The 24,997-nt window shown below is 66.3% G+C and carries 27 protein-coding genes; 17 read left to right on the forward strand and 10 right to left on the reverse strand.

The genetic code is table 11. The features are described 5' to 3' along the window. Positions 1–2 precede the first annotated feature (2 nt). The 3 genes from FIU94_RS01830 to mdoH are packed head-to-tail and all read left to right on the forward strand — an operon-like array spanning position 3 to position 4,668. On the forward strand, positions 3–1,259 hold the full coding sequence (locus FIU94_RS01830) for an OpgC family protein (protein ID WP_152464160.1): 1,257 nt from the start codon (positions 3–5) through the stop codon (positions 1,257–1,259). Continuing rightward, positions 1,256–2,788 (forward strand): glucan biosynthesis protein, encoded by a 1,533-nt coding sequence (locus tag FIU94_RS01835; protein ID WP_152464161.1) that lies wholly within the window; start codon positions 1,256–1,258, stop codon positions 2,786–2,788. The genes FIU94_RS01830 and FIU94_RS01835 overlap by 4 nt, the downstream gene beginning before the upstream one ends. After that, positions 2,785–4,668, forward strand: coding sequence for a glucans biosynthesis glucosyltransferase MdoH (gene mdoH / locus FIU94_RS01840; protein WP_254702590.1), 1,884 nt, complete (start codon positions 2,785–2,787; stop codon positions 4,666–4,668). Before FIU94_RS01835 ends, mdoH begins: the two co-directional genes overlap by 4 nt. An 11-nt stretch (positions 4,669–4,679) precedes the next feature. Here the strand turns inward: mdoH and FIU94_RS01845 are convergent, their stop codons facing one another. The 4 genes from FIU94_RS01845 to FIU94_RS01860 form a co-directional block, all read right to left on the reverse strand. Next, positions 4,680–5,189 (reverse strand): rhodanese-like domain-containing protein, encoded by a 510-nt coding sequence (locus FIU94_RS01845; protein WP_152464163.1) that lies wholly within the window; start codon positions 5,187–5,189, stop codon positions 4,680–4,682. Continuing rightward, positions 5,186–5,710, reverse strand: coding sequence for a YHS domain-containing (seleno)protein (locus FIU94_RS01850; RefSeq protein WP_152464164.1), 525 nt, complete (start codon positions 5,708–5,710; stop codon positions 5,186–5,188). Before FIU94_RS01850 ends, FIU94_RS01845 begins: the two co-directional genes overlap by 4 nt. 128 nt (positions 5,711–5,838) lie before the next feature. After that, positions 5,839–6,621 carry an SseB family protein gene (locus FIU94_RS01855; protein WP_152464165.1) on the reverse strand — a complete coding sequence of 261 codons (783 nt, stop codon included), beginning with the start codon at positions 6,619–6,621 and terminating at the stop codon, positions 5,839–5,841. After that, a complete protein-coding gene (locus tag FIU94_RS01860) occupies positions 6,614–7,201 on the reverse strand; it encodes a uracil-DNA glycosylase family protein (protein ID WP_152466916.1) in 588 nt (195 codons plus the stop codon). The genes FIU94_RS01855 and FIU94_RS01860 overlap by 8 nt, the downstream gene beginning before the upstream one ends. A 141-nt stretch (positions 7,202–7,342) precedes the next feature. Here FIU94_RS01860 and FIU94_RS01865 point away from each other — a divergent pair, with 141 nt between their 5' ends. From FIU94_RS01865 to FIU94_RS01895, 7 genes are all read left to right on the forward strand, one after another. Next, entirely contained in the window at positions 7,343–7,687 is a 345-nt protein-coding gene (locus FIU94_RS01865) for a helix-turn-helix transcriptional regulator (RefSeq protein ID WP_152464166.1), read from the forward strand. Continuing rightward, complete coding sequence (locus FIU94_RS01870) at positions 7,680–8,717, forward strand: permease (protein WP_152464167.1); 1,038 nt, start codon at positions 7,680–7,682, stop codon at positions 8,715–8,717. Before FIU94_RS01865 ends, FIU94_RS01870 begins: the two co-directional genes overlap by 8 nt. 65 nt (positions 8,718–8,782) lie before the next feature. After that, entirely contained in the window at positions 8,783–9,685 is a 903-nt protein-coding gene (locus FIU94_RS01875; RefSeq protein ID WP_152464168.1) for a cation diffusion facilitator family transporter, read from the forward strand. 141 nt (positions 9,686–9,826) lie between these two features. Further along, positions 9,827–10,489 (forward strand): ABC transporter ATP-binding protein, encoded by a 663-nt coding sequence (locus tag FIU94_RS01880; protein ID WP_152464169.1) that lies wholly within the window; start codon positions 9,827–9,829, stop codon positions 10,487–10,489. Continuing rightward, positions 10,464–12,239: a capsule biosynthesis protein gene (locus FIU94_RS01885; protein WP_152464170.1), complete on the forward strand. Its 1,776-nt coding sequence runs from the start codon at positions 10,464–10,466 to the stop codon at positions 12,237–12,239. The genes FIU94_RS01880 and FIU94_RS01885 overlap by 26 nt, the downstream gene beginning before the upstream one ends. Then, a complete protein-coding gene (gene kdsA / locus FIU94_RS01890) occupies positions 12,236–13,069 on the forward strand; it encodes a 3-deoxy-8-phosphooctulonate synthase (RefSeq protein ID WP_152464171.1) in 834 nt (277 codons plus the stop codon). The genes FIU94_RS01885 and kdsA overlap by 4 nt, the downstream gene beginning before the upstream one ends. Before the next feature lie 3 nt (positions 13,070–13,072). Further along, complete coding sequence (locus tag FIU94_RS01895) at positions 13,073–14,557, forward strand: phosphomannomutase/phosphoglucomutase (RefSeq protein WP_152464172.1); 1,485 nt, start codon at positions 13,073–13,075, stop codon at positions 14,555–14,557. Between the two features lie 64 nt (positions 14,558–14,621). On the opposite strand, the gene moaB is transcribed toward FIU94_RS01895, so the two are convergent. From moaB to FIU94_RS01910, 3 genes are read right to left on the reverse strand one after another with little or no spacing between them, the layout of a single operon-like run. Continuing rightward, positions 14,622–15,164: a molybdenum cofactor biosynthesis protein B gene (gene moaB, locus FIU94_RS01900; protein WP_152464173.1), complete on the reverse strand. Its 543-nt coding sequence runs from the start codon at positions 15,162–15,164 to the stop codon at positions 14,622–14,624. Next, positions 15,161–15,775 carry a LysE family translocator gene (locus FIU94_RS01905; RefSeq protein ID WP_152464174.1) on the reverse strand — a complete coding sequence of 205 codons (615 nt, stop codon included), beginning with the start codon at positions 15,773–15,775 and terminating at the stop codon, positions 15,161–15,163. Before FIU94_RS01905 ends, moaB begins: the two co-directional genes overlap by 4 nt. Beyond that, entirely contained in the window at positions 15,768–16,550 is a 783-nt protein-coding gene (locus FIU94_RS01910) for a uracil-DNA glycosylase family protein (protein ID WP_152464175.1), read from the reverse strand. The genes FIU94_RS01905 and FIU94_RS01910 overlap by 8 nt, the downstream gene beginning before the upstream one ends. A 100-nt stretch (positions 16,551–16,650) precedes the next feature. Between FIU94_RS01910 and FIU94_RS01915 the strand changes: the two genes are divergently transcribed. The 6 genes from FIU94_RS01915 (at position 16,651) to FIU94_RS01940 (ending at position 21,130) form a co-directional block, all read left to right on the forward strand. Beyond that, on the forward strand, positions 16,651–17,601 hold the full coding sequence (locus FIU94_RS01915) for an aspartate carbamoyltransferase catalytic subunit (protein ID WP_152464176.1): 951 nt from the start codon (positions 16,651–16,653) through the stop codon (positions 17,599–17,601). Positions 17,602–17,642: 41 nt separating this feature from the next. Beyond that, positions 17,643–18,224 (forward strand): hypothetical protein, encoded by a 582-nt coding sequence (locus tag FIU94_RS01920; protein WP_152464177.1) that lies wholly within the window; start codon positions 17,643–17,645, stop codon positions 18,222–18,224. Positions 18,225–18,466: 242 nt separating this feature from the next. Next, on the forward strand, positions 18,467–18,898 hold the full coding sequence (locus FIU94_RS01925; RefSeq protein ID WP_152464178.1) for a hypothetical protein: 432 nt from the start codon (positions 18,467–18,469) through the stop codon (positions 18,896–18,898). An 80-nt stretch (positions 18,899–18,978) separates the two neighbouring features. Then, positions 18,979–20,256 (forward strand): dihydroorotase, encoded by a 1,278-nt coding sequence (gene pyrC / locus FIU94_RS01930; protein WP_152464179.1) that lies wholly within the window; start codon positions 18,979–18,981, stop codon positions 20,254–20,256. After that, entirely contained in the window at positions 20,256–20,864 is a 609-nt protein-coding gene (plsY, locus tag FIU94_RS01935; RefSeq protein ID WP_152464180.1) for a glycerol-3-phosphate 1-O-acyltransferase PlsY, read from the forward strand. The genes pyrC and plsY overlap by 1 nt, the downstream gene beginning before the upstream one ends. Next, complete coding sequence (locus FIU94_RS01940; RefSeq protein ID WP_254702591.1) at positions 20,861–21,130, forward strand: hypothetical protein; 270 nt, start codon at positions 20,861–20,863, stop codon at positions 21,128–21,130. Before plsY ends, FIU94_RS01940 begins: the two co-directional genes overlap by 4 nt. Before the next feature lie 115 nt (positions 21,131–21,245). On the opposite strand, the gene FIU94_RS01945 is transcribed toward FIU94_RS01940, so the two are convergent. The 3 genes from FIU94_RS01945 to FIU94_RS01955 all read right to left on the reverse strand — a co-directional run bounded on the left by FIU94_RS01945 (position 21,246) and on the right by FIU94_RS01955 (position 23,976). Further along, on the reverse strand, positions 21,246–22,616 hold the full coding sequence (locus FIU94_RS01945; protein ID WP_152464181.1) for a glutamate--cysteine ligase: 1,371 nt from the start codon (positions 22,614–22,616) through the stop codon (positions 21,246–21,248). Positions 22,617–22,677: 61 nt separating this feature from the next. Continuing rightward, positions 22,678–23,205 carry a hypothetical protein gene (locus FIU94_RS01950; protein ID WP_152464182.1) on the reverse strand — a complete coding sequence of 176 codons (528 nt, stop codon included), beginning with the start codon at positions 23,203–23,205 and terminating at the stop codon, positions 22,678–22,680. Positions 23,206–23,253: 48 nt separating this feature from the next. Continuing rightward, a complete protein-coding gene (locus FIU94_RS01955) occupies positions 23,254–23,976 on the reverse strand; it encodes a 16S rRNA (uracil(1498)-N(3))-methyltransferase (RefSeq protein ID WP_152464183.1) in 723 nt (240 codons plus the stop codon). Between the two features lie 11 nt (positions 23,977–23,987). Here FIU94_RS01955 and ubiA point away from each other — a divergent pair, with 11 nt between their 5' ends. Further along, positions 23,988–24,977: a 4-hydroxybenzoate octaprenyltransferase gene (gene ubiA, locus FIU94_RS01960; protein WP_152464184.1), complete on the forward strand. Its 990-nt coding sequence runs from the start codon at positions 23,988–23,990 to the stop codon at positions 24,975–24,977. Positions 24,978–24,997 lie beyond the last annotated feature (20 nt).

Genomic DNA, 24,997 nt, shown 5'->3' on the forward strand with positions numbered 1-24,997 from the left:
AAATGACGATTGCCGACACCAGCCAAGTTCCTTCCCGCCCTGTCACCGCACTGGGCGCCACCTCACCTACGCGGGTCCGGGACCTGCGTCTCGATTTCTTCCGCGGCGTCGCGATGTTCATCATCCTGTTTGCCCATACCCCCGGCAACCTGGTGACACTCTGGATCCCCGCGCGCTGGGGGTTTTCCGACGCGACCGAAATCTTCGTGTTCTGCTCCGGCATGGCCTCGGCGATCGCATTTGGCGGCGCCTTTGCCCGCGTCGGCTGGGTGCTTGGGACGGCGCGGGTGCTGTTCCGGGTCTGGCAGGTCTACTGGGCGCATGTGGGGCTGTTCGTGGCGACGCTGGCCATGACGGTCTACCTGACCGACCTCGACATCACCGGCCAGAACTACTGGGGGCAGCTGAACCTCTGGCCGGTGTTCGTGGAAAGCGACAAGTGGGAAAACCCCAACATCCTGCTGTCGTTCATGACGCTGAGCTATATGCCGAACTACTTTGACATCCTGCCGATGTACATGATCGTGCTGCTGCTGATGCCGGTGATCATGGCCCTCGCCAAGGTCGATCTGCGGCTGGTCGCGGGCTTTGTTGTCGCGACCTGGCTTCTGTCGCAGGACGCCCTGCTGCAGACGCTGGGCCTGGGGGCATGGCACCTTGAGCTGCCCGCGGAACCCTGGACGGACCGCAACTGGTTCTTCAACCCCTTCGGCTGGCAGCTGATCTTTTTTACCGGCTTCGCCTTCATGGGGGGCTGGCTGCCGAAACCGCCCGTCAGCGCCGCGCTCTTTGCGCTGGCGGCTTTCCTTGTCCTCGCTAACATCCCGCTGTCGAACATCGGCGTCCGGGTGCTGAACCTTGACTGGGCCGCCGACTGGCGCGCGGCCAACGCGGCCCTGTTCGACAAATCCGACTTCGCGATTCTGCGGTATGTCCATTTCCTCAGCCTCGCCTACGTGTTCTGGGTCCTGGCAGGGGACCAGGGCAACAACCTGCTGGCACGCGGCACCGGCGGGCTGTCGCGGCTGTGGGAAGGGCTGGTGACGGTGATCCTCAAGGTCGGACAGCAAAGCCTCGCCGTCTTTGTCTTCAGCATGTTCCTGGCGCGCATTCTCGGCTTCGTCATGGACGTGATCGGGCGTGATGTCTTCACCACACTCGCCGTCAACCTCTTTGGCTGTGTGCTGCTGGTTGCCGTCGCCTATGGCGCGGGCTGGTTCAAATCGCAGCCCTGGCGCCAGAAAAGGAGCGCGTTATGATCCGCCGCGATGTTCTGAAAAGTCTCGCCGCTCTGGCCGCCCTCCCCGGCAGCGCCTGGGCAGAGGGAGAGCCGGGCCTGAGCCTGGGCGAGCACGCCGCGCCTTTCGGCCCGGATACCGTGACCAACCGCGCCCGCATTCTGGCCGGGAAACCCTATGCGCCCCGCCCGATGATCCCCGAAGCCTGGCGCAACATCAGCTACGATCAGTACCGCCAGATCTGGTTCGACGGGCGCAATGCCCTCTGGGAGGGCTCCGACGCGCCGCAGCGGGTGGATGTGTTTCCGCCGGGTCTCTACTTTCCACAGGCCGTCGCGATGCATGTGGTCGAGGACGGGATGGCGCGACCGGTCGCCTTCGACATGGCGGTCTTTGACACCACGGACCAGTTCCCCGATCTGCCGGTTGACGACACCCTGGGTTATTCCGGCCTGCGTCTGCGCTCAGAGCTGGAGAAACAGGGCATTTTCCAGGAATACGCGGTGTTTCAGGGGGCCAGCTATTTCCGGGGCATCGGCACGGGCGAAACCTACGGCCTGTCGGCGCGGGGCCTCGCGCTCAAGACCGGCGACCCCGAGGGCGAGGAGTTTCCCGATTTCACGGCCTTCTGGCTGGAACGCCCGGCGGCGGACAGCACCAACATCGTCCTGCACGCGCTGCTCGACAGCCCGTCCTGCACGGGGGCCTACCGGTTCGACATCACGCATGGGCCGGTCCTTCAGATGAAGGTCCGCGCGACGCTCTTTGCCCGCAAGGAGCTGACCCATCTGGGCATCGCGCCGCTGACCTCCATGTTCCTGTTCGACGACACCATGCGCCAGCGGTTTTCCGACTTCCGACCGGCGGTCCACGACAGCGACGGTCTGCTGATGCACAACGGCGGCGGCGAGGTCATCTGGCGGCCCCTGTCCAACCCGCTGTCGTTGCAGATCAGCAGCTTTGTCGACAACAACCCGCGCGGTTTCGGGCTGCTTCAGCGCAAGCGGGAGTTCTCGGATTTCAACGACCTTGAGGCGCTGTACCACAACCGCCCCGCCGTCTGGATCACACCGGGCGAAGACTGGGGCCCCGGGGCGGTCACACTGGTCGAAATCCCCGCCGACCTTGAGATCTATGACAACATCGTCAGCTTCTGGCGACCGGCGACGCCGCTGCCCGCGGGGGCCGAACACCGGATGAGCTATACCATGCACTGGGGGGCCGACCCGGTCGCCGTGACCGCCGATGTGCCGGTCAAGGTGCTGAACACCGCCATCGGAGGCCGGATGGAGGGCGGGCTGGTCGTCGTCATCGACTTTGCCGACGGTCCCGACGTGCCCGAAGATCTGTCTGAAATCGAAATCGTGCTGCGCGGCGGCGAAGTTCCGCTGACACCCGGCACCCTGCAACGAAACCCCGAAACCAATGGGCCCCGGCTGGCGTTCACGTTTCAACCTCAGGATGTGAACATTGCCGAGTGCCGTGTCCAGCTGCGTCTTGGGGATGAACCTTTGAGTGAAGTCTGGCTGTACCGATGGACCGCATCATGACACCTGAAACACTGCCCCCGGCCGCCATGCCCGCGCGCGCGCCGCTGTCCATGCAGACGCAGGATTTAGCCTCCGCACCCGCGCGGCGGACGGTGGCCACGCAATCGCATCCCTTCTTGTGGCGTCTGGGCGTCTTCGGCCCCGCCCTGATCGGGACCGGGCTGCTGGTCTATCTGCTCTATGGCTGGTTCGCGGCAGCCGGTATGACCTGGCTGGAGTGGGCGCTGCTTGGCATGATCGGCGCGACGTTCGTGTGGGTCACTCTGTCGGTCAGCACCGTCGGCGTGGCCATCGCGGGTCTGCTGGCGCGGCAACGGGCCGATGAACGCGCGCCCGGTGACGTCGCACCGCTGGACATCGCCCTGTTGGTGCCGATCTACAACGAGGTGCCCTGGGACGTGTTCGGCAATGCCACCGCCATGCTGGCGGACCTGCACCGCCGCAAAGGCGCACACCGCTATTCCCTCTTCATCCTGTCCGACACCCGCGACGAGGTCATCGCCGCCAAGGAACGGCTGGCTTTTGAACGGTTGCGCGCCGAAGCGCCCGACGGCATGGCCGTCCATTACCGCCGCCGCGCCGCCAACACGGACAAGAAGGTCGGCAACCTGATGGATTGGATCACCGGCTGGGGCGCAGCCTATGAGGGCATGATCGTCCTCGACGCCGACAGCCTGATGACCGGCAGGGCCATCGACCGACTGGCAAGCGAGCTGTCCGCCGATCCCGACGCGGGGCTGATCCAGACCTTCCCGATGCTGATCGGCGCGGAAACGCTGTTCGCCCGCGTGCAGCAGTTCTCCAACATTGCCTACGGCTGGCTGCTGGCCGAGGGGCTCGCGCTCTGGGCCCGGAACGAGGGCAATTACTGGGGCCACAACGCGATCATCCGCACCCGCGCCTTCGCGGAAAGCGCGGGCCTGCCGCATCTGACATCCGGCGGACGCGACGACCTGATCCTGAGCCACGATTTCGTCGAGGCGGGCCTGCTGCGACGCGCGGGCTGGAGGGTGCGCTTCCTGCCCCGTGTCACCGGCAGTTTCGAGGAAACCCCCGGCACGCTGATCGACTATGTGGTGCGCGACCGGCGCTGGTGCCGCGGGAACTTGCAGCACCTGCGTCTGCTCGGCACCGCCGGCCTGCACCCCGTTTCGCGGTTCCACCTCTTTCACGGTGCGGTGGCCTATCTGCTGTCCCCCGCGTGGTTCGTCCTGTTGGTGTTCTGGTCGCTGCTGGGCAAGGATGCCGACACCAACGTGGTGCGCTATTTCAATCAGGCCAATCCGTATTTCCCGGACTGGCCCCCGGCAATGAGCCATATCGACAGCGCGGTTTTCCTGGTCATCATGTACGCCATGCTGCTGACCCCCAAGCTGGCCGGCGCCGGGATCATCGCCTTTTCCCCCAAGGCCGTCACGGTCTACGGCGGAAAGCGGGCCTTTTTCACGTCGTTTCTCGTCGAGGTCGCGCTTTCGGTGGCCTATGCCCCGATCCTGATGATCCAGCAGACCAAGGCGGTGCTGAATGCCGTTCTGACCCGGACCGAAGCCTGGGCACCGCAGGCGCGCGGGGGCACCGGCTATCCGCTGCGCATGCTGATCAGCTTCCACTGGCTCGAAACCCTGCTGGGCCTTCTGCTGCTGTCGGGGCTTGCCGCTGGGCTTGTGTCGCTCTGGCTGGTGCCCATCGTCTTCAGCCTGGTGATGGCCGTGCCGCTCTCGGCCCTGTCGAGCGTGAACCTGGCGAACCGCGCCAGCCACGGATTGCGGATGGAAAGCCCCAACACCCTGCGCGAACCCGCAATCGTTGGCCGGGCGCGCCAGGCCCGCATGCGGATCAGATCGCAGCTGCTTGGGTCCGAAGGGATCGCGGCGGAATAAGCCCGCGCGGTTTACGGAAGTTCGACAGGCAACCCCCGGTTCAGCCAGCCCGGCCCCGCCCCCGACCCCAGCAGGCCTTCGGGCACGTCGAGAACCGTGGTGAACCCCGCTTTGCCCATCCTGTCCGCCATCCGGGATGATCGCACCCCCCGGGCGCAGATCAACGCGACCGGGCGCGTTCTGTCGCCCCCGAGTGCCGCGCTCAGCGTCGCGCTGAAATCCGCGCGCCGCATGTCCAGCGGCACCGCGCCGCGCGGCACGCCTGTCGCGGCCCATTCGTCCGGCCTGCGAATGTCCACAAGCAGGATCTCCCCCGCCTCTGCCCGCCGAAATGCCTCTGGCGCGGTCAATGCACCGTCGCCCGGCGCAGACCCGATATTGTACCAGCGCGCGGCAAAGACGCCGCCCCCCAGCACCGCCGCCCCGCCAAGCACGAGCCCGCCAAACACAAGAACCCGCCGCGTGACGTGCGGCGGGTCCTTTCGCGGCGCGTTGCCTGTGGGTCCGGGATACCGCGTCATTTCACCGGGGCGGAAGAGGTGAATTTCGGGATCGGGCTGGTGGAGCGGTCTTCCGGCTCGATCGAGACCCAGTTGTTCTGCGCCAGATCAATATTGCCCGGAATGTCTTCCTCCCAGAAGCTCACCACATTTTCGGTTATGTTGAGATACAACTTGCCGTCCACAATACGCCACAGGTTCGGATTGCCCGGCACCTTGCCCCCCTTGGCCACGCCATAAGCGCAATGGCCGTCGTACTGCGGCACGTATTTCGCCGGATCGGCGAGAAAAGTGTCGCGGTTCTGCTCCGTGGCAAAGGCAAAGGTGGCGCCGTTGTAGTCCGCCGTGATCTCCGCCCTGCCCGGCACCGCGGCAGGCTGATCCGCCCCCACGGCATTCTGCGGCAGATCGAAATAGGCAACCACATCGTAGCCCGAGACGGCAAAGCCGGTCCCGTCCACATATTGCTCACCGGCGAACCCCTGGCCGGCAAAGCTCAGCGCGGTGGCGGCCGCGGCGAGGGTCAGCGCAAATCTGGTCATGATGGTCTTCCTTCCAAGTGTTGCTGTAAAGAAAGCCTATGCAGCGCCGCCCAACCTGGCATCCCACAACCCCGTGACCTCGCGGCGGTGTGACTCCGCCCCACCGATCCCGTGATCATGCCCGCCGATTATTTCAAGATGGGCGGCTTTGCCGGGTCCGACCCCGGCGGCATACGTGGCGTTTGTTGCAAAGCCTCCCCCTGCGGCAGGTCGAACCGCAACCCCACCTTTGCCAGTTTCGCCACCACCGGGTCGGAGGGGGCGAAGAAACCCACGTCCATCGCCCCTGCCTCGATCCCCGAGAATGTCAGCGCCTCTGACGCGGCGCGCACCAGCGCATCCTGCGCACGCGGGATCGCCCCGACAAAGCCCAGCATGTGCCCACGCCCGCCCCCGGCGTATTCCACCCCCACTAGAAAAGCCCCTGCCGCCATGGCCGTGGCAGTGGCCAGCTTGGCGTCGATGGCCGCGATCAAGGTCTCGGGCAGCCCCTTGGGCGGCATTATACGCTCAATGCGGGCCTCGACCTCGCCCGGCGCATGGCTCAGCGTCTCGCGCAGCCAGGCAACGGCATCGGCGGGCAGCAGGATCTCGGAGGGCGCAACCCCGAGGTTGACCGCCATGCCCAGCGGCTGGTCCGCCAGCATCCCCGCGATGGCCCGCCCCGACAGCGCCACGTAGGGCGCAGGCGCGCCCACATAGCTCCCCAGCCGCGCGGGACGGTCAAAGACCAGCACATAGGCGTCGTCCAGCAACACCGGGTTGACCTGATCCCCCTCCGGCTCCGCTTCCAGAAGCAGGTACAACTCCACATCCGCGATCCGCTCGTAAAAGCGCAGCCGGGCGGCGTCGTCATCCTCCGCCGCCATCATGGCGGCATGGGCAGTATCCAGCGGGGTCGTATCAGTCATTCAGCACCTCTGCGACGGCGGCCCGCAGCCGGGGCAACACCTCGACCTCGAACCACGGGTTTTTCTTCAGCCACCCGGTATTGCGCCAGGACGGATGAGGCAAGGCAAACAGACCCGGCGGATGGTCCCGCCAGCCCGCCACGGCCTGCGTCACGGTCTTGAACTGCGGCAGGTGATACCGCATGGCATGTCCGCCGATCAACACCGTCAGACGGATGTCCGGCACCACCTCCAGCGCCCGTTCCCGCCAGGTCCGCGCGCAGACCGGAGGCGGCGGCAAATCGCTGCCCTTGGCATCATAGCCCGGAAAACAAAAGGCCATCGGGATGATCGCCACCTTGCTGCGGTCATAGAACCGCGCCTCCTCCAGTCCCAGCCAGTCGCGCAGGCGCCTGCCGGAGGCATCCCAGAACGGCGTATTGGCTTCGTGCACCCGCAGCCCCGGCGCCTGGCTGGCAATCAGGATACGCGCACCCGGCGCGAACCACACCACCGGGTTGGGTGCATGGCCCGTCGCGGTCGCCGCAAAGCGTTCCGCGCAGATGCGGCAGGCCCTCAGATCATCGCGCATGTCCGCCATGCCCTTCAGATACACCGCCTGCCCGCCCTGCCAACCCCCGGTTTCATTGTTCTTCAAATACACAAAAGACCGGCTTTCCACATTTCGATAAAGTTAGAAATAAAGGTTGCACCCCGAAATGATTTCTATATTTCTAGAAATATGAAAACCGATTCCCGCAGCACCCCGCCCCTGACGCTGGCCGCCGCCAGCTTTGCCGCTCTCGGCTCCGAACAGCGCCTGTCGGTGCTGCGCACCCTGGTGCGCGCGGGCCCCGACGGGCTGAGCATCGGGGCACTGGGGGAACGCACCGGGGTCACGGGCTCCACCCTGACCCACCACCTCAAACTGCTCGCCGCCGCCAACCTGGTCAAGCAGACGCGGGCGGGGCGTTCCACCATCTGCGCCGCCGTGGCCTATGACGACGTCCAGGCGCTGGCGCATTTCCTGCTGACCGAATGCTGCGCCGATGCCGCAGCCCCCTGCGAGGACCACGATCATGGCTGAAACAACGCAATCTCCCCGCGGCCTGACGGCGAACCTGGCACGCTGGCGCCCCGGTGCCTGGGCCGTTACCGCCGCGATCCTCGTCGGGGTCGGCCTCTTCGACCTGCCCCAGTTCGGCCCGACGGTGATCTTCGCGGGCACGGCGCTGATCCACACCGCGCCCTTTATCGCCTTTGCCGTGCTGGCGGTGGCCTATCTCAAGGCCAGCGGCGCGGAAAACCTGCTTGCCCGCGCGTTCGAGGGCAACCCGGCGCGGATGATCGTCATGGCGGCGCTGCTGGGCGGCCTGTCGCCTTTCTGCTCCTGCGAGGTCATCCCCTTCATCGCCGCCCTGCTGGCAGTCGGCGCGCCGCTGGGTGCGGTCATGGCCTTCTGGCTCGCCTCGCCTCTTATGGACCCGGCGATGTTCGCCATCACATCGGGCACGCTGGGCTGGGACTTCGCCCTTGCCAAGACACTGGCCGCCATCGGCATCGGCATGTTCGGCGGCTTCGGCGTCATGCTGGCGGCCAACACGCCGCTCTTTGCCGACCCGCTGCGCGAACGCCCCGCCGTGGGCGGCTGTTGCGGGGTCAAGAAACCCTTCTCCGGCCAACCGGCCTGGCGCTTCTGGCACGACAGCGACCGCAACGAGGTCTTCAGGGAGACCGCGATCGACAATGCATTGTTCCTGACCAAATGGCTGAGCCTGGCCTATGTGGTCGAAGCCCTGATGCTGACCTATGTCCCCGCCGATTGGATCGCCGGGGTGCTGGGCGGCACGGGCCTGATGCCGATCCTGCTGGGCGCGCTGGTGGGGGCCCCGGCCTACCTGAACGGGTATGCCGCCGTGCCGCTGGTGGACGCGCTGCTGGCGCAGGGCATGACGCAGGGTGCCGCGATGTCCTTTGTCATCGCGGGCGGGGTCAGCTGCATCCCGGCGGCCATCGCGGTCTGGGCGCTGGTCAAGCCGCGGGTCTTTGCCGCCTACATCGGCTTTGCCCTGATCGGTGCGATCATCGCGGGGCTGACCTGGCAAGCCGTGGCCTGACGCCGACATCGCATCCCAAGCGGGGTTGCAGGCACTGCAGTCCCTCCCGATACGGACAAAAGACCATGCCGCACGACCATCATCACCACATCGACCCCGAAGCGGGCGACGCCAAGGTCGCCTTTGCCATCGCGCTGAACATGGCGCTGACCCTGGCGCAGATCGTCGGCGGCGTCATCGCGGGCAGCCTGTCACTGATCGCCGATGCGCTGCACAATTTCTCGGACGCCATCGCGCTGATCATCGCCTTCGGCGCGCGCAAGATCGCCCGCCGCCCGGCGGATGCACAGATGACCTTCGGCTATGGCCGGATCGAAGCCATCGCCGCGCTGGTCAACTACACCACCCTGATCGTGATCGGGCTGTACCTTGTCTTTGAGGCGATAATGCGGTTCTTCGACCCCGCCCCGGTGGCAGGCTGGATCATCGTCGTCGTGGCCGGGATCGCCCTGGTGATCGACCTGGCGACAGCCGCGCTGACCTACGCCATGTCGAAGAGCAGCGTGAACATCCGCGCGGCCTTTCTGCATAACGTGGCCGATGCGCTGGGGTCCGTCGCGGTGATCGCAGCGGGAACGCTGGTGATCCTCTTCGGCTGGACATGGGTCGATCCGGCGGCAACCCTGTTGATCGCGGGCTACATCCTCTGGCAATCGGCACGCGAGATGCCAGCCGTGATGCGTATCCTGATGCTGGCCAGCCCGCCCGGCCTTGAAACCGCCACTGTGATCGAGACCGTCAGGGCGACCCCCGGCGTGGCCAGCACGCACCATGTCCACCTGTGGATGATGGGCGAGCATGAAACCGCGCTCGACGCCCACCTTGTGCTGGAACCCGGCGCCCCCGCAGAGGCCACCCGCGATGCGGTCAAGGTTCGGCTGGCGGAAATCCACCATCTCCATCACACGACGCTCGAACTGGAAAGCATCGACCGGGCCTGCGCGGCCCCCTGCCTGATCGGTCACTGACCGTTCCCCAAACGCCAGCGCGACGTTGTACATTTGTTTCCCAATGAGACATAATGTGGACAAAGTTGGGCAGTAGACCTGCCGCCAAGCCACGGATAACGGGCACCCCGACCGGAACAAGTCACCGCGAGCGACACAGGCATGCTTGAATTCGAGAACGTATCCAAGTCCTTCTGGACCGGATCCCAGCACAAGGTCATCCTCGACCGGGTGTCCTTCAAGGTGGATCTGGGGCGGTCGCTGGGCATTCTGGCGCCCAATGGCACCGGCAAGACAACCCTGATCAACATGATGGCAGGCCTGGAAAAGCCCGACGAGGGCGAGATCAGGCGCGGCTGCAACATCTCGTTCCCGCTGGGTTTCATGGGCGGTGTCGTGACCAAGGTTTCGGCCATGGAAAACGCCCGCTACATCGCGCGGCTTTACGGGCTCGACCCCGACTACGTGGAAAGCTTCTGCCGCTGGCTGTGCGGTCTGGGCGAGTATTTCGACCAACCGCTGGGCACCTATTCCGCGGGCATGCGGTCGCGGTTTTCCTTTGCGCTGATGCTGGCGCTCGATTTCGACATGTATCTGATCGACGAGGGCATGCCTGCCACAACGGATGTTGAGTTCAACCGCAAGGCGGGTGATATCCTGCAGGAACGCCTGCGCACCACCACGATCATCATCGTCTCGCACCAGGCGCAGACGCTTGAGAAGTTCGCCCGTTCGGCCGCCGTCCTTCTGAATGGCCAGTTGTACATGTTTGATACCTTGGAAGAAGCGAAACAGCTCTATGACTACGAAACCCAAGGCTCGTAAATTCCGCATCAAGCGGAGCCCCCCGCCCGCGCCCCAGTCCCTGGCCGCCGCCGCCCGGAACAGCGCCGAGCGGGAGGCTGAACCGGTTCCGCTGCGTCAGCCCGACGCGCGGCCCCGCGACACCACGCCCGAGCGTCCGGGCGGGCCGCGCCCCGTGCCGGATGCCGATCCGGCGCCCCAGCGCCCCGCCAGTGCCGGGACAGCCGAACCCGCGACCGCCGAGACGGCGCGCAGCGGAGAGGTGTCTTCGGCCAGCGAAGTCGCGGGCGAACAGGACATGGATGCCATCCGGCGCGAGGGGCTGACAGGTCGTCAGCTGCGCATGGCGCGGCGGGTGGCACAGAAGCACGGGCTCGCCCCGACGTCGGATTTCGATGCGGTGCGCCTGCTGCGGGCGCGCGGGATCGACCCCTTTCAGCGGTCCAACATGCTGGAACTCGTCGTGCCGCAGGCAGGCGGTGAACATCGCGACGGCGCGCCAGGCGACATGATGGCACAACTGCCCGCGCAACAGGGCGGTGCCGGACACGGCAGGGTGCAACTGCCTCAGACCGTGCCGGCGGGCGGCGGGATCAACCTGCCCTCGACCGAACTCAGCCCCGCTGAACGCCGCCAGCGCGAAATCGGCGACATTCAGCGCGACATTTCGCGCCGCCGCCGCCGCAAGCTGGGGCTGCTCATCGTGCGGCTGGCGTTCTTCGTCATGCTGCCCGCCTTTGCCGCAGGCTATTATTTCTACAAGGTCGCGACCCCGATGTACGCGACCAACAGCCAGTTCATGCTGATCCAGTCCGAAGGCACCAGCACCAGTCCGTTTGGCGGGCTGCTGCCCACGCAATTCGCAAACTCGCAGGACAGCATCGCAACCCAGGCCTACCTGCAGTCCAAGGATGCCATGCTGCGCCTGGACCAGGACGTCGGCTTCAAGGCCCACTTCTCGGACGAGGATATTGATCCGATCCAGCGTCTGACCGAAGACGCCACGAACGAGGAAGCCTACAAGATCTACAAGAAGAACGTGAAGATCGGCTATGACCCGACCGAAGGCGTGATCCGCATGGAAGTTGTGGCCGCCGATCCGGAGGTTTCGACCGACTTTTCGCGCCACCTGCTGGAATATGCCGAGGAACGCGTGAACAACCTGTCCAAGAAAAAGCGCGAGGACGGGATGGCAGACGCGGTCGAAGGGCTGGACCTGGCGCAACAGAATCGCCGCGAGGTGCAGCAGCGGTTGATCGAGCTGCAGGTGCAGAACGGCGTCGACCCCGAGGCCGAGATCGTCGCGATCCGCAGCCAGATCACCACCTACGAGGGGCTGCTGATCGAAAAGGAACTGGAACTGGCCGCGCTGCTGGACAACGTCCGGCCCAACAGGGCCAAGGTGGACGGCGCGCAGGGGGACGTGCGGCGCATCAAGGACCAGCTGGACAAGCTGAACGACAGGCTGAACTCTGCCACCCAGGGCGAAAATTCACTGGCGAAGAAAGCGGTCGAACTGCAACTGGCCCAGGCCGACCTCGTCGCGGCGGACGCCAACCTGCAACTGGCGCAGACCGGGCTGGAGGCGGCGCGCTCCGAGGCCAATCGCCAGGTGCGCTACCTGACGGTCGCGGTCGAACCCGTTGCCCCGCAGGAACCCACCTATCCGCGCAAATTCGAGAACACGATCTTGGCATTCCTGATCTTTGCAGGCATCTACCTCATGCTGTCCCTGACAGCAGCGATCCTCAGAGAACAGGTAACTTCATGACCCACGTCCAGATCGGCGACCTTCTAATCGGCAATGACCGGCCCCTTACGGTCATTGCGGGCCCCTGCCAGCTGGAATCCGAGGATCACGCCCAGATGATCGCGGGCAAAATGAAAGACGCCTGCGCCGCGGCCGGTGCGCAATACGTGTTCAAGGCCAGCTACGACAAGGCGAACCGCACATCGCTTTCGGGCAAACGGGGGCTGGGCATCGACCGGGGGCTGAAGGTACTGGAATCGGTCGCGCGCGCCAACAAAGTTCCGGTGCTGACCGACGTTCACTCCGAAGACCAATGCGAAGTCGCGGGGTCGGTCGTGGACATCCTGCAGATCCCAGCCTTTCTCTGCCGCCAGACCGACATGCTGCTGGCCGCCGGAAAGACCGGCAAGGCGGTGAACGTCAAAAAGGGCCAGTGGCTCGCCCCGTGGGAGATGGGCAATATCGTCGACAAGATCAGATCGACCGGAAACGAGAAGATCCTGCTGACCGAACGCGGGACCTCCTTTGGCTACAACACGCTTGTTACCGACATGCGCGGCCTGCCCCAGATGGCGCAGACGGGCTATCCGGTGGTGATGGATGCAACCCATGCCGTGGCCTCTCCGGGCGGCAAGGGCACGTCATCGGGCGGGCAGCGCGAATTCGCGCCGGTACTGGCGCGGGCGGCGGTGGCCATCGGTGTGGCGGCGGTGTTCCTGGAAACCCACGAAGACCCCGACAACGCCCCCAGCGATGGGCCGAACATGGTCTACCTCGACCAGATGCCGGCGCTGATCCAGACGCTGATGCGGTTCGACGCGCTGGCCAAAGACAATCCGGTGGCGATCTGAACCATGTCTCGCCCTGCCCCCACAGTCACACCCAACACCTGGGAATTCCTGCGCGACGCGATGATCGCGCCCACCGGTTTTCGCGAATACGACGCGCGCTGGAAATACCCTGACGACATCAACCTGCCGGGCGTCACGGCCCTTGGCCTTGGTCTCGGGACCCAGATGCACCGCCGCGGGATCGAACCGGTGATCGCGGTCGGCAACGACTATCGGGACTATTCCCTGTCGATCAAGAACGCGCTGATGCTGGGCCTGATGCAGGCGGGCATCCAGGTGCGCGACATCGGCCCGGCGCTGTCGCCCATGGCCTATTTCGCCCAGTTCCACCTGAACGCCCCTGCCGTGGCCATGATCACGGCCAGCCACAACCCCAACGGCTGGACCGGGGTCAAGATGGGCTTTGAACGGCCACTGACCCACGGCCCGGACGAGATGAGCGAGCTGCGCGACATCGTGCTGAACGGCGAAGGCCAACCGCGCGACGGCGGCGGTTACGAATTCGTCCACGGCGTGCGCGAGGCCTATCTCGACGACCTTGTGGGCGACTTCAAGATGACCCGACCGCTCAAGGTGGTCTGCGCCACCGGCAACGGCACCGCCTCGGCCTTTGCGCCCGAACTCTTCCGCCGCATGGGCGTGGAGGTCGTAGAAAGCCACAACCGGCTCGATTATACGTTTCCGCATTACAATCCGAACCCCGAAGCGATGGAAATGCTGCATGACATGGCCGCATCGGTCAAAGCCTCGGGTGCGGACCTGGCGCTGGGGTTCGACGGCGACGGCGACCGCTGCGGCGTGGTCGACGACGAAGGCGAAGAGATCTTTGCCGACAAGGTCGGGGTGATCCTGGCCCGCGACCTGGCCAGCCTGCATCCCGGCGCGACCTTTGTGGCGGATGTGAAATCCACCGGCCTGTTCGCCTCGGACCCCGAATTGCTGAAACACGGGATCAAGGCGGACTACTGGAAGACCGGCCACAGCCACATGAAACGCCGGGTCAAGGAGCTTGGCGCGCTGGCCGGTTTCGAAAAATCGGGGCATTACTTTCTGGCCGAACCGATCGGGCGCGGCTACGACTGCGGCATGCGGGTGGCGGTGGAAATCTGCAAGCTGATGGACCGCAACCCCGAAAAGTCCATGTCGGACCTGCGCCGCGCCCTGCCCCGGACCTGGGCCACGCCAACCATGTCACCCTTTGCCCCGGACACAGAGAAATACGAAATTCTCGACCGGATCGTGCAGAAACTGACGACCCTGGACGTGCTGGCGGGCCGCAAGGTGGATCAGGTGGTCACGGTGAACGGCGCACGGGTGATCCTGGACAACGGCGCCTGGGGACTGGTGCGGGCATCGTCGAACACGCCGAACCTGGTCGTGGTCTGCGAAAGCCCCGACTCCGAAGACGAATTGCGCCGCATTTTTGCCGAGCTGGACGACGTGATCCGCACCGAACCCGGCGTGGGTGACTACGACCAGACCTTCTGACCCTGTCGCGGAAATTCTTTCAAAAGAATTTCACCGGAGTTTTGCAAAACTCCGCCGCGCCGCGTCACTTCCGGCGCTGGTGCTCGTCCAGCCTTGGCATGATCTCGACGAAATTGCAGGGGCGGTGGCGGTAGTCCAGCTGCCGGACCAGTATCTCGTCCCAGGCGTCCTTGCAGGCCCCGGGAGAGCCGGGCAGCGCAAACAGGTAAGTGCCGTTCGCCACCCCTGCGGTGGCACGGCTCTGCACGGCGGAGGTGCCGATCTTGTTCATCGACACGATGGTAAAGACCGTGCCGAAGGCGTCGATCTCCTTTTCATAGACGTCGCGGTGCGCCTCCACCGTCACGTCGCGACCGGTCAGCCCCGTGCCCCCGGTGCTGATCACGACATCCACCTTTTCGTCCGCGCACCAGGCGCGCAGCTGGTCCGCGATCTCGGCCCGCTCGTCGCGGATGATCCGGCGGTCCGCCACCAGATGCCCCGCGGCCTCGATCCGGCCAACCAGCACGTCACCCGACCGGTCTTCGGCCAGCGTCCGCGTATCCGATACCGTCATCACCGCGATGCGTACCGGGATGAATGCCTTGCTGTCGTCGATCCGGCTCATACCCGCTCCATTATTGCCAGCCGCGCCGCCAGCGCGACAAAGATGCCCGCGCTGAGATAGCCCAGCGCCCGCCCCCCGCGTGCCAGCCTGCGGCCCAGCGTGCCCGCGAAAACGCCAACGCCCGCGTTGATCACAAACCCGCCCAGTCCCAGCACCGCACCGAAGACAAGGAATTGCCCCAGCACGGGTCCCGCATCGGGGCGCACGAACTGCGGCACGAAAGCCAGCACAAAGAGGATCACCTTGGGATTGCTCAGGTTCACGTAGAACCCGGTGCGGAACGCCTGCCAGACGCCAAAGGCGCGCGCATTGTCCCGTGCCGTCTGGCTGTGCCGCAGGGTCTGCACAGCCAGCCACAACAAATAGGCGACGCCGATCCAGCGGATCACCTCAAGCGCCCAGGGCAAGGCGGCCATAACCGCCCCCAGCCCCAGCCCCGCCAGCATCACATGCACCATGCAGGCTGCGGAAATGCCCGCGCTCGCCGCCCCGGCAGCTCTGGGTCCGGACCGCAGCCCCTGGCCAAGGCAGAACATCATGTCCGCCCCCGGCGTCAGGTTCAGCGCCAGCGCGGCGGGCACAAACGCCAGCAGGGTCAAGGGATCAACCATCCGCCAGCTTCGCCTTCAGCGACAGCAGGTCAGCCCAGGCCTCGCGTTTGAACTCGGGCGAGCGCAGCAGGTAGGCGGGATGGAAAATCGGCAGCGCAGGCAACCCGGCGGCCTCTGTCCATGCGCCGCGCAACCGGGTGATGCCACGTTTGCCCAGCAGCGCCTGGCAGGACCAGTTGCCGACGATCACCAGCACCTGCGGCTGTGCCAGTGCGATGTGGCGCAGCAGAAAGGGTTTCATCATCGCAATCTCGACCGGCTTGGGGTCGCGATTCTGCGGCGGCCGCCAGGGCAGGACATTGGTGATGTAGACCGGCGCATCCGCCCGGTCGCGGCCCATGTCGATGGCCGCCAGCATCCGGTCCAGCAGCTGTCCCGCCTTGCCGACAAAGGGCTTGCCCGCCCGGTCCTCGTCCCGGCCCGGCGCCTCGCCCACCAGCATGACCCGCGCACCCGGTATCCCGTCGCTGAAGACAAGATTGCGCGCGCCCTTCTTCAGCTCGCAATGCTCGAACGCCGCCATCGCCGCGCGCAGGTCCTCCAGCGTCGCGGCCCCGGCGGCGGCCTGTTCCGCCACCGCCACGGGATCGACCTTCGCCGCCGGAGCGGCAGTAGCACCCGCCACCGGGGGCGCCGGCTGAGCCGCCTTCGGCTTCTCCATCGTCGCGGGCACCTCGTAGCGGTTGACCGGCCCGTCGCCGATGGCCTCGGCGGCGCCAAGTTCGATCTGCCACTCCAGCAGCGCGAGGTCGTGATGATACCCGGATGATTCCATGCCCGTATCCTACGCCCTGCCCGGGCCAAGCTAAATCCCCACCTTGCCGCCCGCCCCCCCGCGCCCCTATAAGGACCCGACACCGACGAGAGGCGCCGCCATGTCCTTCCCCCACCGCCACCTGCTCGGGATCGAGCATCTGTCGCAGGCCGACATCACCACCCTTCTCGACCTCGCCGATACCTACGCGGAGCGGAACCGCCAGCCCGACAAACACGCCGATGCCTTGTCGGGGCTGACGCAGGTCAACATGTTCTTCGAAAACTCCACGCGCACCCAGGCAAGCTTTGAAATCGCGGGCAAACGGCTGGGCGCGGATGTGATGAACATGGCGATGCAGGCGTCGTCCATCAAAAAGGGCGAAACCCTGATCGACACCGCCATGACCCTCAACGCCATGCACCCCGACCTGCTGGTGGTCCGCCACCCGCAGTCGGGCGCTGTGGACCTGCTGGCGCAGAAGGTGAACTGCGCGGTCCTGAACGCGGGCGACGGACGCCATGAACACCCCACACAGGCGCTGCTGGACGCGCTGACGATCCGCCGCGCCAAGGGACGGTTGCATCGTCTGTCCATCGCCATCTGCGGCGACATCGCGCATTCCCGCGTCGCGCGGTCGAACATCCTGCTGCTGGGCAAGATGGAGAACCGGATCCGGCTGATCGGCCCCCCGACCCTCATGCCCGCGGGCGTGGCCGACTTCGGGGTCGAGGTCTTCGACGACATGGCGCAGGGCCTGCACGACGTGGACGTGGTGATGATGCTGCGGCTCCAGAAAGAGCGGATGGACGGCGGCTTCATCCCCTCCGAGCGGGAGTATTATCACCGGTACGGCCTCGACGCCGAAAAGCTCGCGCACGCCGCCCCGGACGCCATCGTCATGCACCCGGGTCCGATGAACCGCGGGGTGGAAATCGATGGCACGCTCGCGGACGATATCAACCGCAGCGTGATCCAGGATCAGGTGGAAATGGGCGTCGCGGTCCGCATGGCGGCAATGGACCTGCTGGCGCGAAACCGGCGAAAGTCGCCGATCCGGCAGGTTTCGTAGCAGGTGCGCGAACCATTCCCCGGCGGGCAGCGTTTGTCAGTATGGAACGCAGCACACATACCCCCGATGCCACGACGGATACCGACGAGATGACAACCATCACCGTTCCCGCGCATGAAAACGGCGTGGTGCGGGTCTTCAGCCTGTCGATGTCGTCGGATCAGGCGCAGTCGCTGCGCAACAGCCGCAAGGGCCAGCGCGATGCCCTGGGTCTGGAGAAACTGGACCCCCGCGGCATCGAAGTGCTCCGGATAGACGACCTCGCCGATATCGGCCTGTACGGCTACCTCCGCGACGGCGTCGATGTCGAGGAAGCGGAGCTGTCCCGCGACCGGGCAAGGCTCAAGGCGCTCGATGGCTGGGTCCTGTTGATCTACTCCAGCGGCTTCGAAGGGCAGAAGGTCGAATTCATGCCGACGCCCGAACTGACGCTGATCGGCACCTACCACCAGACGCGGCCCGAGGCCGCCCGGGCGGATCTGGACGCGGCATCGGCGCAACCCTACTCCGGCACCCCGACCATCGAGCCGCCTCAGCCCGTGCGGGGCAGACCCGGCGGCGCGATGGTCGTCCTGGGGCTGGTCGTGCTGGTCGCGCTGACCGCCTGGTGGGTCCTGACCTGACAGGAACGCGCCCTCGGGCCGGAGCACCATCCTGCGTTTCATTGTTCCCAAAATACACATCGACACCGGCCACCCGCGCGGGCCCTTCCCGGCGGGGACCGCGCCGCTTTCCTCCGCCGCGATCCGGTGTTAGGGAAAATCATGCAAGAACCCGAACCAGATCCCAAGATGTCAGGCCGCGTCGCGATGGTGGCGTTGCTGGTGGCGTTCGGCGTGGTCGCCCTGATGGTCTGGATCGCGGGATGACGCCAAGGCTCAGCTGGGCGCCGCAGCGCGCCGTCTTCATCCGCCGCGCGGCGATCAATGCGGGCGTCACCTTCGTCATCCTGCTGGCCCTGGGCATTGCGCTGTCCCTCTTCGTCGATCTGCCGGCGCTCTGGCTTCCTCCCACTGCGCTCCTGCTCACCGCCGGGTTCCTCTTCGACGACGCGCTGCGCTGGCGGGCGTCGAAATACGACCGCTGGCATCTCGACGAAGGCCACCTGATCCACGAAGGTGCCGAAGGCAGCGCGCAGATCCCTCTGGCCGAAATCGACCGCGTCTTCACCCGCATGGGCGGCCACGTGGTGTTGGAACTGACCTCGGGTCAGCGCATTGCAATCGGAAACCTGCCGTTCCCGCGCAAGACCGCAGAGGCAATCGACGCCGCACGCCGGGGCGGGACCTCTGGCTGAGGACATCCGTCAAAGTTGCCCCTTGGTTCAGACCGGGATTTAAGGCAAGACACGCCCGACCCAACTGCCGAAAGACCGCCATGACGTTGCACTTCATCAATGCGCAGCTCGTCGACCCCGAAGCGGGCAAAGTGACCCGCGGTTCGCTGATCGTCCGCAACGGCGTGATCGACAGCCTGTCTGCCGATTCCATACCCGCACAGGACGCCAGGGTCGTCGACTGCGGGGGTCGGTTCCTCGCGCCGGGCATCGTCGATCTCGGCGTGAAGGTCTGCGAACCGGGCGAACGGCACAAGGAAAGCTACCGCTCCGCCGGCCTCGCGGCGGCGGCGGGCGGCGTCACCACGATGCTCACCCGTCCCGATACCACCCCGGCCATCGACAGCCCCGAGGTGCTGGAATTCGTCACCCGCCGCGCAAACGAAGCAGCGCCGGTCAACGTGATCCCCATGGCCGCCCTGACCAAGGGGCGCGCGGGCCAGGAAATGACCGAGATCGGGTTTCTGATGGACGCGGGCGCCGCCGCGTTCACCGATTGCGATCATGTGATCACGAACACCAAGGTGTTTTCCCGCGCGCTGAGCTATGCTGCCAGCCTCGGCGCGCTGGTGATCGCCCACCCGCAGGAACCGGTGCTCAGCGCGGGCGCCGCCGCCACTTCGGGCAAGTTCGCCTCGCTGCGCGGTTTGCCCGCTGTGTCACCGATGGCCGAACGCATGGGTCTGGACCGCGACATCGCCCTGATCGAGATGACCGGCGCAAGGTATCACGCAGACCAGATCACCACCGCCCGCGCCCTGCCCGCACTGGAACGGGCCAAGCGCAACGGGCTCGACATCACCGCGGGCGTCGGCATCCACCACCTGACCCTGAACGCCCTCGACGTGGCGGACTACCGCACCTTCTTCAAGCTCAAGCCGCCGCTCAGGGACGAGGACGACCGGCTGGCCGTGGCCGAGGCCGTCGCATCAGGGCTGATCGACATCATCTGTTCGATGCACACCCCGCAGGACGAGGAATCAAAGCGCCTGCCGTTCGAAGAGGCGGCCTCCGGTGCCGTGGGGCTGGAAACACTGCTGCCCGCCGCCCTGCGGCTGGTCCACGCCGGGACGATGGACCTGCCGACGCTCTGGCGTGCCCTGTCGCTGAACCCGGCGAAACGGCTGAACCTGCCCGGCGGACGCCTGCAGGCGGGTGCGCCCGCCGACCTCGTGTTGTTCGACGCCGATGCGCCCTTTGTACTGGACCGCGCGACGTTGCGGTCAAAATCGCGCAACACCCCGTTTGACGGGGCGCGGATGCAAGGTAAGGTCCTGCAAACCTACGTTGCAGGCAATTGCGTATTCGAGGCCCCCTGATGCCAGTCATAGAAAGCTCCGCCGCCCTCCTGATCCTCTGGGGCGTGATCGGCTACCTGCTGGGGTCCATCCCCTTTGGCATGGTGCTGGCCCGCGCGATGGGACTGGGCAATCTGCGCAAGATCGGGTCCGGCAACATCGGCGCGACCAACGTGCTGCGCACCGGCAACAAGACCGCCGCCGCGCTGACCCTGCTGCTCGACGGGGCCAAGGGCGCGGTCGCGGTCCTGCTGGCACGCGCCATGGCGGCCGAGGACGCGGCCCAGGTCGCGGGGCTGATGGCGATGCTGGGCCATTGCTACCCCGTCTGGCTGCGGTTCAACGGGGGCAAGGGCGTCGCGACCTTCCTCGGCATCGTGCTGGCGCTGGTCTGGCCCGTGGGACTGGGCTGCTGCGTGGCCTGGCTGATCGGGGCGCTGACCAGCCGCATCTCTTCTGTCGGGGCATTGGCTGCCGGCTCCGTCTCGACCTTCCTGATGGTGCTGTTCGGCGCCGGAAACGCGCTGCTGCTGGGGGCGGTTCTGACCCTGCTGATCTTCTGGCGGCACCGCGGCAACATCAAGCGCATCAAGGCCGGCACCGAACCGAGGATCGGCAGGGCCGCGTGACCCCTCCCCCCGACGTCGCGGGTCTGCTGCGGGCACTGCCCGAAGGCACCCTGCGCGGCCGCGCCCGGGGGCGCGCCTATATCGCCAGCAAGACCACCTTCAACGGCGGCCGGTCGATCAAGCTGGTGGCCGAAGAACTGGGCGGCAGCGATTACATCAGCATGAACCTTTATGACCTCGGCACAGGCCCGCGCCTGTTTCCCTGCGAGATGCCCGCCGACAAGGTCATCGCATTCCTGCGCGATTTCGCCCCGGACCGGCCCTGATACCCTCTGCCCCCGGGAGCGGTTCTGCACCAGCGCGGCGGCCCCGGCCCGTTTTTTCGCGCGGACTTTGACGCAGAAAGGTCAGGCCGGATCGCGCCCCTCCGGCCCGGCACTGTCAGTAGCTGAAGTCCGCGTAGATCCGGCTCAGGTCCTTGTCCCAGGGGCCGTGATAGGCATCCAGCAGTTCATCGGCGGGGGTCTTGCCGCTTTCCACGCTGTCCTTCAACGCGTTCAGAAAGTGGGTCTCGTCCGGCACCAGACCACCGGCACCGGCCCGGGCACGGGCCTTCAGCCCGGCCTCGGACAGCGCCAGCGCCTCCCGGGCGATGTCGTGCAGACGAATGCCCTGCACCTCCGCCTGCAGCCCCTCGATGCTGGCGGCAACCCGCAGCCCGTCGCGCTGTGCCGCCGTCCAGCTCTTGACCAGATCCCATGCCCCGTCCAGCGCCGTCTGATCGTACATCAGCCCCACCCAGAACGCAGGCAGCGCGCAAAGCCGCCGCCACGGGCCGCCATCCGCACCGCGCATCTCGATGAACTTCTTCATCCGCGCCTCGGGAAAGGCGGTGGTCAGATGATCCGCCCAATCGCTCAGGGTCGGGGTCTCGCCCGGCAGAGCGGGCAGCCTGCCGGCCAGGAAATCGCGGAACGACATCCCCAGGGCATCAATGTACTGCCCGTCGCGATAGACAAAATACATCGGCACATCCAGCGCATACTCCGCCCAGGCCTCAAAGCCGAAACCCTCCTCGAAGACAAACGGCAGCATGCCGGTGCGCGAGGCATCAAGATCGCGCCAGACCCGGCTGCGCAGGGATTTGTAGCCGTTCACCCGGCCCTCAAAGAAAGGAGAATTGGCAAACAGCGCCGTCGCCACCGGTTGCAACGCCAGCGCCACACGCATCTTCTGCACCAGGTCGGCCTCGGACCCGAAGTCCAGGTTCACCTGCACGGTGCAGGTGCGCCGCATCATGATGCGCCCCATGGTGCCGACCCGGCCCATGTAGTCATTCATCAGCTTGTAACGCCCCTTGGGCATCAGGTCCATCTGGTCGTGGGTCCACTCCGGCGCGGCCCCCAGCCCGATGAAACCGACACCGATCTCATCGGCCACGTCCTTGACCTCGCGCAGGTGGTTGTTCACCTCGTCGCAGGTCTCGTGAATGGTCTCCACCGGCGCGCCGGACAGCTCCAGCTGGCCCCCCGGCTCCAGCGACACATTGGCGCCGTCCTTCTCCAGGCCGATCAGCTTGCCGCCCTCTTCCACCGGGGCCCAGCCGTGGCGGTCGCGCAGCCCCTCCAGCATCACCCGAATCGACCGGTCGCCCTCGTAGGGCAGCGGCTTGTGGGTGTCCTTGCAGTAGCCGAATTTCTCATGCTCGGTGCCGATCCGCCACTGGTCCTTGGGCTTGCAGCCCGCCGCGAGGTATTCGGCCAGTTGCTCGTGGCGCTCGATGGGGCCGCCGCCGGACTGTGGAATAGACATTGGTGAAGGCTCCGCAACAAGGTATTTGAAAGGTCAGGGATGGGCGATCAGGCAAGGCGTGTCAATGCAGCACCCGCACCTGCGGCGTCGCCGGAGTGCGGTGCCAGATCACCACGGACTCGACCCCGCCAGCCCGCAACTCGCTCAGCATCCGCTCCGTGCGGATGCCGGGCAGCGTGGCGAAAGCATCGAACAAGGCCCCCGACCCCGCCGCGTTGACCGGGATCAGCAGCGGCGCCTGCCCCGACTGGTCAAGCCGCCAGTGCGCCGGATACATGTTGCGCTCCAGCCGCAGGCTGACCAGCTCGCGCAGCGCCACCGTGCCACCGGTAAGCGGGCCGAAATAAGTCACCTCACCCTCGTCCACCTGCACCGCCCCCGGCCCGTCACGCCCCATGCGGAACCGCAGCCGCTGCACGCCGATCCAGGACAGCGCCGCCCCCCCCGCGATCAGCGGGTATCCCACAATGGCCAGCAGAAACCCCGGCCCCGCCACAAGCCACAGCCCGGTCAGCCCCAGCGCCGCCCCTGCGATCACCTCGCGCCAGCGCCACAGCGCCTCCGTCGCCTCCGGGCGCAGAAATCTCATGACGCGGACCCTTCTGTTTCATTGTTCCAAAAATACACCAGACCGCCCTCAGTCCCAGTCGCCCAACGCCTGCTGCCAGAGCGTGAGGGCCGCCACCGCCGCCGTATCCGCCCGCAGGATGCGCGGGCCCAGACGCACCGCAACCGCCGCTTCCAGCCGGGCCAGCCGTGCGCGTTCCTTCTCGGAAAAGCCGCCCTCGGGCCCGATCAGAATGGCCCAGGGCCCCCGCGCCTTCAGCGCGGCCCCGCCGCCCTGAACCGCCAGCGCCTCGTCGCAGAACATCAGATGCCGGGCATCGTCCCAGCCATCCAGCAACCGGTCCAGGCGTACCGGCTCCGCCACGTCGGGCACAAAGGTGCCGCCGCATTGCTCCGCCGCCTCCACCGCATGCGCCTGAAGCCGGTCGGTCTGGACCCGCCCCGCATTGGTGAATTCCGTCATCACCGGCACGATGCGCGCGGCCCCCATCTCGGCGGCTTTTTCCACGATGAAATCGGTGCGCGCCTTCTTGATCGGCGCGAAACACAGCCAAAGGTCCGGAGGCATCTGCAGCGGACGGCTCTGTTCCAGACAGGTCAGCTCCCCGTCGCGTTTTCCCGCCCGCGCCACCTCGGCCAGCCATTCACCGTCGCGCCCGTTGAACAGCGCCACCCGGCCGCCCACGGCCTGACGCATGACACCAAAGAGATAATGCGCCTGCCCCCGGTCCAAAGGAACCGTTTGCCCCGCCCCCAAGGGGTGATCTACATACAGCCTGATCTTCGCACTCATGAGGTCCATATATGCAAGACCAGCCCGCCGCGCCAGATGCCCCGGACGCACAGTCGCCCGACACCGGGACCGTCGCCGACGCGCCGCCCGACAATTGGGTGGACCGCTACGCCCCCGCGGGCCTGCGCCCCTACCTGCGCCTGTCGCGCGCCGACCGGCCCATCGGCACCTGGCTGTTGCTGCTGCCCTGCTGGTGGGGATTGGCGCTGGCGATCCTGCACGACCAGTCGCCCCGGTGGGAGGACCTGTGGATCTTCGCCGGCTGCGGCATCGGCGCCTTCCTGATGCGGGGCGCGGGCTGCACCTGGAACGACATCACCGACCGCGACATCGACGACAAGGTGGCGCGCACCCGGTCCCGGCCGATCCCGTCGGGGCAGGTCTCGGTCCGGCAGGCCCTGGCCTGGATGGTGCTTCAGGCGCTGCTGGCCGCCTGTATCCTCTTTACCTTCAACTGGGCCGCCATCGGGCTGGGGCTTCTGGCGCTGCTGCCGGTCACGGTCTACCCCTTCGCCAAGCGATTCACCTGGTGGCCGCAGATCTTCCTCGGGCTCGCCTTCAACTGGGGGGCGCTGCTGGTCTGGACCGCCCACACCGGGCGACTGGAATCGCCCGCCCTGCTGCTCTACGTCGCGGGGATGGCCTGGACGCTGTTCTACGACACGATATATGCCCACCAGGACGCCGAGGACGACGCCCTGATCGGCGTCAAATCCACCGCCCGGCTTTTCGGCGACCAGAGCCCCCAGTGGCTGCGCCGGTTTCTCGCGGCGACCGTCGGGCTGATGGGCCTCGCCGTGATTTTCGCAGCACTTCCGAACGCCTCCGTATTGGCGCTGGTTCTGGCCTTGGCCGGTCCCTGGGCGATGGGCTGGCACATGGCCTGGCAGCTGCGGGGGCTGGATCTGAACAACTCCCCGAAGATGCTGCAATTGTTTCGCGCCAACCGCGACACTGGCATGATCCCGCTGCTGTTCTTCGGCGTGGCGCTGCTCGCATGATTGCACCCCCCGCCCCCGGC

Origin of the sequence: Sulfitobacter sp. THAF37 (assembly GCF_009363555.1) — a bacterium.
Classification (GTDB): Bacteria; Pseudomonadota; Alphaproteobacteria; order Rhodobacterales; family Rhodobacteraceae; genus Sulfitobacter.

Bases quoted from the DNA above. Each gene is read 5' to 3' on its own strand.
- FIU94_RS01830 (WP_152464160.1), top strand. From the start codon at position 3: ATGACGATTGCCGACACCAGCCAAGTTCCTTCCCGCCCTGTCACCGCA.
- FIU94_RS01835 (WP_152464161.1), top strand. From the start codon at position 1,256: ATGATCCGCCGCGATGTTCTGAAAAGTCTCGCCGCTCTGGCCGCCCTC.
- mdoH (WP_254702590.1), top strand. From the start codon at position 2,785: ATGACACCTGAAACACTGCCCCCGGCCGCCATGCCCGCGCGCGCGCCG.
- FIU94_RS01845 (WP_152464163.1), bottom strand. From the start codon at position 5,189: ATGACGCGGTATCCCGGACCCACAGGCAACGCGCCGCGAAAGGACCCG.
- FIU94_RS01850 (WP_152464164.1), bottom strand. From the start codon at position 5,710: ATGACCAGATTTGCGCTGACCCTCGCCGCGGCCGCCACCGCGCTGAGC.
- FIU94_RS01855 (WP_152464165.1), bottom strand. From the start codon at position 6,621: ATGACTGATACGACCCCGCTGGATACTGCCCATGCCGCCATGATGGCG.
- FIU94_RS01860 (WP_152466916.1), bottom strand. From the start codon at position 7,201: ATGGCGGACATGCGCGATGATCTGAGGGCCTGCCGCATCTGCGCGGAA.
- FIU94_RS01865 (WP_152464166.1), top strand. From the start codon at position 7,343: ATGAAAACCGATTCCCGCAGCACCCCGCCCCTGACGCTGGCCGCCGCC.
- FIU94_RS01870 (WP_152464167.1), top strand. From the start codon at position 7,680: ATGGCTGAAACAACGCAATCTCCCCGCGGCCTGACGGCGAACCTGGCA.
- FIU94_RS01875 (WP_152464168.1), top strand. From the start codon at position 8,783: ATGCCGCACGACCATCATCACCACATCGACCCCGAAGCGGGCGACGCC.
- FIU94_RS01880 (WP_152464169.1), top strand. From the start codon at position 9,827: ATGCTTGAATTCGAGAACGTATCCAAGTCCTTCTGGACCGGATCCCAG.
- FIU94_RS01885 (WP_152464170.1), top strand. From the start codon at position 10,464: ATGACTACGAAACCCAAGGCTCGTAAATTCCGCATCAAGCGGAGCCCC.
- kdsA (WP_152464171.1), top strand. From the start codon at position 12,236: ATGACCCACGTCCAGATCGGCGACCTTCTAATCGGCAATGACCGGCCC.
- FIU94_RS01895 (WP_152464172.1), top strand. From the start codon at position 13,073: ATGTCTCGCCCTGCCCCCACAGTCACACCCAACACCTGGGAATTCCTG.
- moaB (WP_152464173.1), bottom strand. From the start codon at position 15,164: ATGAGCCGGATCGACGACAGCAAGGCATTCATCCCGGTACGCATCGCG.
- FIU94_RS01905 (WP_152464174.1), bottom strand. From the start codon at position 15,775: ATGGTTGATCCCTTGACCCTGCTGGCGTTTGTGCCCGCCGCGCTGGCG.
- FIU94_RS01910 (WP_152464175.1), bottom strand. From the start codon at position 16,550: ATGGAATCATCCGGGTATCATCACGACCTCGCGCTGCTGGAGTGGCAG.
- FIU94_RS01915 (WP_152464176.1), top strand. From the start codon at position 16,651: ATGTCCTTCCCCCACCGCCACCTGCTCGGGATCGAGCATCTGTCGCAG.
- FIU94_RS01920 (WP_152464177.1), top strand. From the start codon at position 17,643: ATGGAACGCAGCACACATACCCCCGATGCCACGACGGATACCGACGAG.
- FIU94_RS01925 (WP_152464178.1), top strand. From the start codon at position 18,467: ATGACGCCAAGGCTCAGCTGGGCGCCGCAGCGCGCCGTCTTCATCCGC.
- pyrC (WP_152464179.1), top strand. From the start codon at position 18,979: ATGACGTTGCACTTCATCAATGCGCAGCTCGTCGACCCCGAAGCGGGC.
- plsY (WP_152464180.1), top strand. From the start codon at position 20,256: ATGCCAGTCATAGAAAGCTCCGCCGCCCTCCTGATCCTCTGGGGCGTG.
- FIU94_RS01945 (WP_152464181.1), bottom strand. From the start codon at position 22,616: ATGTCTATTCCACAGTCCGGCGGCGGCCCCATCGAGCGCCACGAGCAA.
- FIU94_RS01950 (WP_152464182.1), bottom strand. From the start codon at position 23,205: ATGAGATTTCTGCGCCCGGAGGCGACGGAGGCGCTGTGGCGCTGGCGC.
- FIU94_RS01955 (WP_152464183.1), bottom strand. From the start codon at position 23,976: ATGAGTGCGAAGATCAGGCTGTATGTAGATCACCCCTTGGGGGCGGGG.
- ubiA (WP_152464184.1), top strand. From the start codon at position 23,988: ATGCAAGACCAGCCCGCCGCGCCAGATGCCCCGGACGCACAGTCGCCC.